Genomic DNA, 3,247 nt, shown 5'->3' on the forward strand with positions numbered 1-3,247 from the left:
TCTGAATTTGCTCTAACGAAGATTCTTTCTTCGACAATTCTAGTTTATGTTGATTCACGCTGGCGGCTTTGGACTCTTCTCTCCGCTTCTCTTCTCTCAAATTCAGCCCTTCTTGATACAGTTCCATGTCATTAATTAATATATGTTCTAGATCATTCATCGTTTTTCTTCTTAATTACTCAGCAACTGCAGAGCAACCGCTGAAATTTTTCTTAGGAAAACTGTCCTGCCAGTATACCATTATAGCTTGCTTGTTGGCTTAATCGCAACTGCCTGACGAACCAATTGTTTCCACTCTTCTGAGTTTGTGAGTGAATAGGGATCGAGGTGTCGCCCTTTTTCTAACGAGAAATTTGCAAAACTCTCTAACCAGTTGACGATTGTTTCTGTTTGGGAAGAAGGCGTGCATTTTAAGGATTCCTGCAAGCACTTTTGCATTTTCTTCAAATCGCCACTTTGATATGTAATAAATATTCTACTTTTAACTTCCAGTCGCCCTAAGACAACTTACTCCCAAAATGGTTCCTCAGAAGCTTACCACAAATGAGGGTAATTTTTGCCCGATCGCCCCCAATGAACTCCCAATGAACTCAAGCCGTTGCTTTCCCAAGGATATCAGACTTCATGCCTCTGAGGATGTTCCCGCACGCACCAGGTATTATATATGGGCGATCGCCCGCCAAGCCCTAAGCCATTGAGCTTGGAACAATATTATCTATCCAAAAAGTAAACACGCCAAAATCAACCCAAAAAAAGCTGTGACCAAATTCGACAAAGGCAATCAACTTCTACAAGGAGGTAAGTCTAGAGAGCTAACAGCCTCAACTGCACCATAGATAGCAAATTAACATCAAATCCGACAAGTAGCTCGGAAATAAAAATTTGGAAATAGCTTAAGGAGAAGCGACATGAGCAACATGGTAGAGCAAGATGAGAACTGAATTTTGTGCGTAGATGAGTCGTGGTCGGATGACTATGATATTGGGATTCGGGGCTGGATTGTCAGCAAAAAGAGAAGTTTAGAGCAAGTTGAAATCTGTCTGGGCAATACTTGCGTGCCAATTACTTCTTGGCATCCGCGCCCTGACATAGCGATAGCGCTACCGCAATACTACAACGAAAAATGTGGCTTTGTGGTTCATCTAAACCGCACTGCATTGAAGGTATAAGAGAGACTTGGCTGTAGTTTTAGCGCTTGTTGATAATAAGCGCGATCCGCTTCATCCTATTCCCCAACCACACTCATAATTTCCTTTAACTTATCATGAGCCTCAGAAAAACTTGGGTTTAAATAAACAGCCCTGCGGTAACAGATGATCGCCCGCTCCTGCTTCCCTTGCTCTAACAGAGTATTGCCCAGGTTAAAGTATTCCTCTGCCGTTGTTTGAGGTTCCAAAATCACGGCTGCATAAGAACACTCGACAGCTTCATCTGGCTTACCAATTTGCGAAAAGACCCTAGCCAAGTTACGGTAAACGCCTGCAAAATTCGGTTGAATCGCGATCGCCTTTTGGTAACAGGTGATCGCCTCTTGCCACTCTTGCTGCTGTGCCTGAATAGTCCCCAGGTTTGCTAAAGCTTGAGCAAAATTAGGCTGAATTTCCAGAGCGCGAATGTACCAACTCTTTGCCTCATCCAGTTTACCCTGAGCTTGGAAGACATTCCCCAAAGTCTTGTACGCCGGAGCAAATTTGGGTTGAATCTTTAATGCTTGCTCGCAAACGGAGATCGCATCTTCTAACTTTCCTTGAACTAAATACAACTCTGCCAGTTGATTTAACGGAGCAGCAGCACCCTCGATCTCTCGCAGTTGAGTCTGAGCTTCGATTAGCTGAGACTTCGTGTGTGCGAGTTCTTCCTGAGTTTTGTGGTATTGAATCTGCCTCAGTTCAAGCTCTTCTTTAATTGGTTGTAGTTCCTCTTGAACTTGTTGCAGTTTAGTTGTAAATTGCTCAAATCCCCCTGGATTTTGGTGCAGTTTTGTCTGAGATTGCGATTGCTTCAATTCTTCCTGGGTTTCGTCTGGCTGAGAATCTAGTTGTCTGACTTCTTTTGATAAGGCATCTGTTCCACCATCTTCAAGCTGTAACTCTCTGTAACTTTCTTGCCTGATAAGGGCGACAATTTTTTTTCGAGAATTTAAGGCATCTAAAATTTCTTTTTGCTGAATTTCATTGCTTTTGAGCCAAAAACCGTCTCCCTGACCTCCGCCAATTTGATTCAGTCCGATACTTGATAGATAGATACTGTGTTCTGCTAGATACTTCTCTAGATTAGACAGTTGGCACTGATCTTGGTACATAGTTCTGTACAACCAAACTTCCAAAAAGAGAGAAGAACAACGCTCCAATGTTTGTTTGGCACCTTCAAGAACTTTTAGTTCAGCTCCTTGCACATCACACCAGAGTAAATCAATCTTCTTTCCCGCTAGTGGAGCAAAACTGTCCAGAGTGACTGTGGCTACTGTGTATGCTTCTGCTGGAGATGCACCGAAAGTAGTTAGTCCTTGGTCTTGGTCTTCTTGAATTTTCATCGGAAGGAGAGAACCCGTGCCGTCTATCGTTGTTTCATAAAAAACAGCGGTTCCATTTTCTTCTGAGACAGCATAGTTGTGACAAAAAACACGCGGACTTCCGGCAAAACGCTCTAACAGTAGAGAGAAGTAACGCTGGCTTGCTTCAAACGCATGAATCTCTGCATTTGGATAGTTCCTTAAAAATGTATCTATCTCGAATCCCAAGTGAGTGCCAACGATAACAATACATCCAACTTCATTGGCTGATTTCCCTATAAACTCGTGGAAATAGTGTTCAGTCGTATGTTGAATTTCTGCATAAGGAGGATTACCTGATCCACCTGTGTAGGCCTTCGTTGCTGGCAGAAAGGGGCAGATTTCGCTGAATAAGTGGTTGAGCCGAACCATGAATAAATCTTGACCGTTATCAAACATTAACGAATAGCCTAATTCTGCTAAGAATGAAATAATTTGTTGCCTATCTTTGCCATATTCGACTACAATCATTGAGGGGTGAAATCGTGAGAAATCCAGACTTTTTAAAACATCAAAATCAAAGCCTTCAGTGTCGATTGAAATAAAATCAATTTCTGGAATACCGTTTTCATCAAGAATTGTTGTCAGCCTCTGGATGGAAACTTTTTCTTTTTCCCATAACATTCCATACTCTTCTTGCCAACGCAGTGTTTCCGACTCTAAAAATGTAGAAACATCACTTTGCCATTCTGGTAT

At 42.3% G+C, this 3,247-nt stretch carries 2 protein-coding genes; one reads left to right on the forward strand and one right to left on the reverse strand.

What is annotated here, in order from left to right:
• Nucleotides 1–944: 944 nt before the first annotated feature.
• Nucleotides 945–1,169 carry a hypothetical protein gene (locus QT987_RS29485; RefSeq protein WP_150111604.1) on the forward strand — a complete coding sequence of 75 codons (225 nt, stop codon included), beginning with the start codon at nucleotides 945–947 and terminating at the stop codon, nucleotides 1,167–1,169.
• A 56-nt stretch (nucleotides 1,170–1,225) separates the two neighbouring features.
• On the opposite strand, the gene QT987_RS29490 is transcribed toward QT987_RS29485, so the two are convergent.
• Nucleotides 1,226–3,247, reverse strand: a 2,022-nt coding sequence (locus QT987_RS29490) for an FkbM family methyltransferase (RefSeq protein WP_333247015.1), incomplete at its 5' end; no start/stop codon positions are given.

This window comes from Microcoleus sp. SVA1B4 (assembly GCF_036700545.1).
GTDB lineage: Bacteria > Cyanobacteriota > Cyanobacteriia > Cyanobacteriales > Microcoleaceae > Microcoleus.